General features: G+C 70.6%; 6 protein-coding genes. 1 reads left to right on the top strand and 5 read right to left on the bottom strand.

What is annotated here, in order from left to right:
- From JM949_RS32840 to JM949_RS32820, 5 genes are all read right to left on the bottom strand, one after another.
- Positions 1-1,657, bottom strand: a 1,657-nt coding sequence (locus tag JM949_RS32840; RefSeq protein ID WP_203151951.1) for a hypothetical protein, incomplete at its 3' end; no start/stop codon positions are given.
- 17 nt (positions 1,658-1,674) lie between these two features.
- The gene (locus tag JM949_RS32835; protein ID WP_203151950.1) at positions 1,675-2,424 is read right to left on the bottom strand and encodes a hypothetical protein; all 750 of its coding nucleotides are present in this window, start codon (positions 2,422-2,424) and stop codon (positions 1,675-1,677) included.
- A 712-nt stretch (positions 2,425-3,136) separates the two neighbouring features.
- Positions 3,137-3,418 (bottom strand): hypothetical protein, encoded by a 282-nt coding sequence (locus tag JM949_RS32830; RefSeq protein ID WP_203151949.1) that lies wholly within the window; start codon positions 3,416-3,418, stop codon positions 3,137-3,139.
- The gene (locus JM949_RS32825; RefSeq protein WP_203151948.1) at positions 3,415-3,666 is read right to left on the bottom strand and encodes a hypothetical protein; all 252 of its coding nucleotides are present in this window, start codon (positions 3,664-3,666) and stop codon (positions 3,415-3,417) included. Before JM949_RS32825 ends, JM949_RS32830 begins: the two co-directional genes overlap by 4 nt.
- Positions 3,667-4,016: 350 nt before the next feature.
- Positions 4,017-5,309, bottom strand: a complete 1,293-nt coding sequence (locus tag JM949_RS32820) for a G protein-coupled receptor family protein (RefSeq protein WP_203151947.1) — start codon at positions 5,307-5,309, stop codon at positions 4,017-4,019.
- Between the two features lie 45 nt (positions 5,310-5,354).
- On the opposite strand from JM949_RS32820, the gene JM949_RS32815 reads away from it, so the two are divergent.
- Positions 5,355-5,717: hypothetical protein (locus tag JM949_RS32815; protein WP_203151946.1), on the top strand; the 363-nt coding region annotated here is incomplete at its 3' end.

The raw sequence follows: 5,717 nt of genomic DNA, 5'->3' as shown, positions 1-5,717 counted from the left end.
GCGCCTCCACCTCCACCGCGACGGGCGAGGACGCAACAGTGCGGGTGGGACCACTGGGCTGGGTCGGTGCGGTGACCGGCGGCGGCTGCTCCGCCAAGGCGACACCGGCCAGCCGATCCAGCCAGGGCTGAAGGCGCCGCATCCGGTCCGCGTACGCCTGCCCGCCGACCTGCTGGCCAGCCGGGTCGAGGGACGGCCGGATGCTCTCCGTCGCCAGGACGAGCCGACGGATCTTCTCCGGCAGCGTGCGGTAGACCTTCACCTGCCGCACCGCCTTGCCCATGTCACTGCGACGCATGAACACCGTCCCGGGGTGCACCAAGTCATCAGACCGCACCCTGGAACCGGGAAGCACGTACTCGATCTCCGTCTCGTCCTCGACCTGCCCACAAATCTTCAACGTCGTCTGCTTTCGGGTGTTCACCGGCACCGTCTCCTGCGTCGCCCGCAACGCGCTGAACAGTACGTTTACCGCCTCCGCGCGCCCGATCCTCAGCACCTCCTGAAGTCGCGCCATCGCCTGACGGGCGATCGGACTGTTCTCCACCTCGGCGGACTCATCCACAATGATCGTGATCTGCGGCAGGTCCCGGGTCACCGGGAGCAGGTCCCCACCGGAGCGGGCGGTTAGCGCGCCATACCTGGCCTTGCGGTCCTTGGCGATGGCGACCGCCACCTCGGCCAGGACGACCGCCTCATCGGGGGTGGCCGCGATCCAGTCGATTGGCGCGGTGGCTACCTCCCCATCGACGTAGGGCAGCATGAACGGCACCGCCGACCCGCCGCCGTTGAGGTCGACCACCCAGACCAGCGAGTCCCGGCAGCGCAGCACCTGCCCAATCAGCACCTTCAGCAGATTCGTCTTCCCGCCACCGCGCCGACCAGCGAACAGGCCGGCAGCCTGCCGGATGTTGACCAGAGCCGGGTCGGTGTCCTCGCAGTTTCCGATCGGGAAGTCGTCCCACACGGACAGCGGCGAGAAGTCGTCGGGCAGAGGCAGGTCCCGGTCGAACGTGTAGACGGTCGGGATCCGCACCTTCGCGGTGCCCTGCCGGCCGTTCTGGCTGACTCCGATGACGCAGCCGTCGTCGAGCAGGGCGGCGGCGGCCAGGGAGTGCTTGACGTCGTCGATCTTCTTCCAGGTCTCGCCGGACTCTGGGGCGAACACGATGTGCAGTGTGAACCCGGCGCCGTTCGGCCAGTCTTCCTCCTTGGTGATGGTGATGGGCTTGAGTCGGGCCAGCCGCTCGATGCGGTTCTTCCACACCGTGGCCCGGTCGGTCGCCACGGTCGGCTCGGCTCCGGAGGTCGGCGCGGTCGGCGCGTCCTCACCGACGAAGGCGGGGGCGACCGCCAAGCCGACCACCGCCGCCGCTGCCCCCGCCACCAAGTTCGGCAGGTGCCACGGATCGGTGATGCTCGACCAGGCGGTCCACACCCCAGCCGCCAGGCCAGTGGCGAGCCGGAAGGCCCGCTCCGACCACGGCCGACCGACACGCCAGTCCCGCACCGCGACACCGGCCACCGCCGCAGCGGCCAGAGTCGCGGGCGCCCATGCGGGCACGTCCGCCGCCGAGCACAGGCCGGCGCCGACCAGCGGGCCGACGGTGGCGATGACCCCGCTGGCGACGTTCTCCCACGACTTCTGACCGTCCATCACTGCCTCCTACCTGCTCAGACGTTCCACTTGCGCTCGACCTCGACCGAACCGTGACGAGGGGCCTCGCCGCGCTCGATGTCGGTCTCGTTCTCCCGGCGGATCGTGCCCCGGGTCTCCTCCGCGGTTCCGGCGCCCGCCTTGATGTCGTCGGCGATGGACCGCAGACCCTCGGCAACCGGGGCGGCGACCGGCCACTCCGACTCGGCGCGCGACGCGACCTGCCGGAATCCCTGCTGGACGCTGTTGAGTGCCTCGCCGAGCTGAGGCATCTCCCGCACCAACTGGTGCATGCTCTCCGGGTCGTAGCCCTTTAGCGCGGCGGCGAACTCATCGGCCGCCGCTCGGATCTTGTTGATGTCTCCCACGGTGCTTCCTCCTGTGTGTCGCGGGGCGGCAGCGGCCGGCTTGACCTTCGCCGCCTTTTGGACTGCTTCCTTGACCAGCTGCTCCTTGGTGGGCCGCTGGGGCTTCTCCGACCGCTGGGCCGGCCTGTTCTCCGCGGTCTCGCCGCTGGCGTGCTTCGGTTCGGGTGCCGACGTACGCACCGGACGGGGCGGCTTCGGCTCGGCACCCTCTCGGACACCCCGCAGGAACCCGGCCAGCCCACCGTTGCGCGATGCCGCCTTGCGGGCCGGCTTGCTCGCCGTGCGGCTGAACAACCCGCCCAGTGGCCGCTTGGCCGCACTACCCGAGGAACCGCTCCGGGCGCCCGAGGTGCCCGACGGGCGGGACCGGCCGAGCAGGCTGCGACCGCCGGAACGCATCCGACCCAGGGCGGCGCCAACTCCTGGGCGGCGCCCTGTCGTCGTGCCGCCGGCGGCTTGCCGGCTTGCCGGCTTCCGGCCGAGTCGACCCAGCAAGCTTCCGCCGCGTCCGGACCCACCGGCTGCCGGCCCGTCGACCCTGCCGAGCGGCGACCTCCCGTCAACTTCCCGAGCAGGCCACCGCGCGAGGAACCGCCCGCACCGGAGCGGCGACCAAACAGCCCCCGCCCCGTGCCGCCCGACCGGCCACCGAGCAACCCGCCGCGCTTCCCGCCCGTGGGTGCTGCGGTCCGACCCGAGCGGCGGAACAGCCGGCTCATGGGCCCGCCTGCGGTCCGGGCGACGGACTGCGGCATCGCAGCACCGGCCTTGCGCAGTGTCTTGACCGCGCTCAACGCCGCCCGCTGCTGTGCCCGAAGGCGTCGCACCAAGAAGACGGCGACGACCAGGACGACGAAGGCGAGGATGCCGTGCGCGATCAGTCCCCAGAACACCCCGGCGACCTGCCACAGCAACAGCTCCAGCGCGACCGCCACAAGGACCACAGCGGCGATCACCTTCGGCGGGGGCATCCGCCAAGCCGGCCGCGCCGTTCGTGCCGCAGTGGGCCGCACGGCCGGCTTGGCGACCCCCTCAGCCGGTGCCGGCGCGTCGGCCGGGGTGATCGTTTCGGGGTGAGTCACCGGGGGGTGAGTCACCTGTGGGTCCGTCGTCATTTCTGCACCTCAGACGGGGTGAGAGAAGCCTCGGTCGGGGGGTGAGTCACCTGGGGTGAGTCACCTCGGGGTGAGCGGAACCGGGCGGCGAGCGCGAAGCAGGCCAGTGCGGCGGCTGCGGTGGTCGTAACGGCGACGGTGAGCCACGTGTGCAGCGTCGTCCAGCCGCCGGCACCGCCCAGGTTGCTCGCCAACAGTCCGCCGAAGGCGACGGCAGCGACCAGGGCGATGTTGCCGCGCACGTTGAGGGCGGCGGCGCGCTGCTTCGGGGTCCTCATCGGTGGTCCGCCCTGTACTCCATGCCCAGCGCGAACACCGCGATGGCGAAGAGGAGCGCGGCTCCGACCAGCGCGGTGTTGCGCAGCGCCGGCTGACCGGTGAACTCGGCGTACACGGCGATCAGGGCGGGAATCAGGATCGCCGCGCTGGCACCGTGCACGAGGTGGTTCCACCCGGTGGTCACGTACACGGTGACGGGCTCGTCGAGGTCCAGGTCGATGTCCTGATCCAGGGGGACGGTTGTCATGATGGGGCTCTCCTTCGTTGGAGGCGGTGCCCGGCCCGGCTGTAAGAGGTGGGACCGGGCACCGCGCTTATGGGGGGTTGCTCAGGCGGAACGCGTGAGCAAGTGCGGACCGTCGAGTCGCAACGTCCGGCCCAGTTCGCACGCCTCGGCCCACGTCTGTGGCTGAGGGTCGTCGGTGCGGCCATCGAGGTGGGCGACGCGCCAGTGCCTACCAGCGTCTGTGCATGCGTCGTCGCGGTAGAAGGTCAGCACGGGGCGCCGTTGGCGTGGAACCACACGGCGAAGGTCAGGTCCGCCGGCTCGACGCGGTCGTAGTCGTCGGCCCGCTCGTCGGTGGCGTTGGTCATGGTTCAGCTCTCCTTGGTGGTCGGGGCGTTGTCGCGCTTCCAGCGGTTGGCTGTGGCCTTGCTGACCCCGGCGGCCTTCCCCAACTCCTCACCGGACGGCTCACGGCCGAGCTTCTTGGTGAGTCGGGTGTACGCCTGGGCGATCTTCTTGTCGTCGGCCTTCTGAGCCGACGTACGCACCGGCTCGGTGACCCGCCGGTGAGTCGGCCGCTGAGTCGCAACCGTGGTCCGAGGTGAGTCGCTGCCCGGCTCACTGCGCGGCTCATCGGCTGAGTCGGTTGCCGACTCATGCACCGACTCACGGCGCGGCTCACGGATCCCCGGCGTCCAACCCTCCGGCATGTCGCCGATCTGAGCCGCCAGGTGAGCCGGCATCCGGATCCCGTCCAGCTCAACCATCGACTCACCGCCGATGCCGAACGCCCGAGCGTGATCCGCGCGGATCCTCGCCTCGGCGCTGGTCGTGAGCCGGCGTAGCTCGTCCATCAGCTCCCGCTCGGCGTCGCTCGGCTGAGTCGTCGGCGCGTCCGGGCTCGTCAGCTTCTCGATCCGGTTCACCCGAGCAACCCGCTGCTGCGCCTGCGCCACCATTGCGTCATCCGCCTCAAGGGCCAGCCGGCGCAGCTTCGCCTTCCTGAACCGCGCCAGGCGGGGCGAGCCGTGGTGCAACCGGTGCGCCGTCACGGTGATCGCGTCGATGCGCCGGTCCCGGTCGACCTGTTCCAGGTCCTGCGCGCCTGGCTTGATCAACCTGAGGTGAATGCCGATGCGCCGGGGCGTCCAGATCCAGCTCGTCGGCTGAACCGCGCTCGCCGGCTTGTCGGCGGTGATGCCCATCCACCAGATCCCCGCGCCGACCGCCGGAGCGCACAGCCGCAGCAGGAACTCCGGGACCGAGTCGGACGCGCTGGACGCCACGATGCCGCTGCCGGCGGCGACCGCCCACACGAAGTTCATGTGCCGGCGCACGTCGCCCGGCGGGGTCTGGGTCAGCTTGTGCTTGGCGAGCAGGCCCTGCGACACCATGACGACCTCGAACATGCCGAACAGGCCAAGGGCCATCAGCGGTGGCAGCTTCAGCGTCTGGCGGGCCACCTCCCACATGCCCTCCGCGGCGAACGCGGTAGCGAGGACGACGGCGAGGAACCCGACGCGCGTGTGCGCGTGGCCGGTGCGGAAGAACCGCCAGATCAGCAGCACGCCGAGCAGCGCCCCGACGGTGCCGACGCCGAAGAGGATCGGCGTGGCGTACGTCGGGGCGAAGTCGGCGACCTCGGTCCACTCGGGGAGCTTCATGCCGGCCAGCATGACACATCTTGGAAAGGTTGGTAGAGTGCTCACATGTTGAGTCCCCCGCGTACTCCCTCGCTGGGCCTTGCCGTGCGACCATTGGTCAACTTGCAAGACCTGGAAGACCTGGGAGACGACGTGGCCGAGAGCGGATACCTGACCATCAACCAGGTCCGCGCGCGCCTCGTCGCAGCCGGCTTCAACGACAGCGGGCAGACCATCCGCCGGCTCGTCGACAACGGCCACTTCGGCACCGAAGGCACCGACTGGTACCTCACCGAGATCGGGAAGTACCGCATGGTCGCGGCCGAGGCCGTCGACCGACTCATCGCGCGCCGGCTGCCCGCCGGCCACCAGAGGGGGGACCACGTGCCCGAGGCATCAACCGCACCCGAACGCAGCCCCGTCGTCGCC

The organism is Micromonospora tarensis (assembly GCF_016803395.1).
Taxonomy (GTDB): Bacteria; Actinomycetota; Actinomycetes; order Mycobacteriales; family Micromonosporaceae; genus Micromonospora; species Micromonospora tarensis.
Note: the sequence above shows the minus strand (reverse complement) of the source record. Positions and strands in the feature narration are given on the sequence as shown.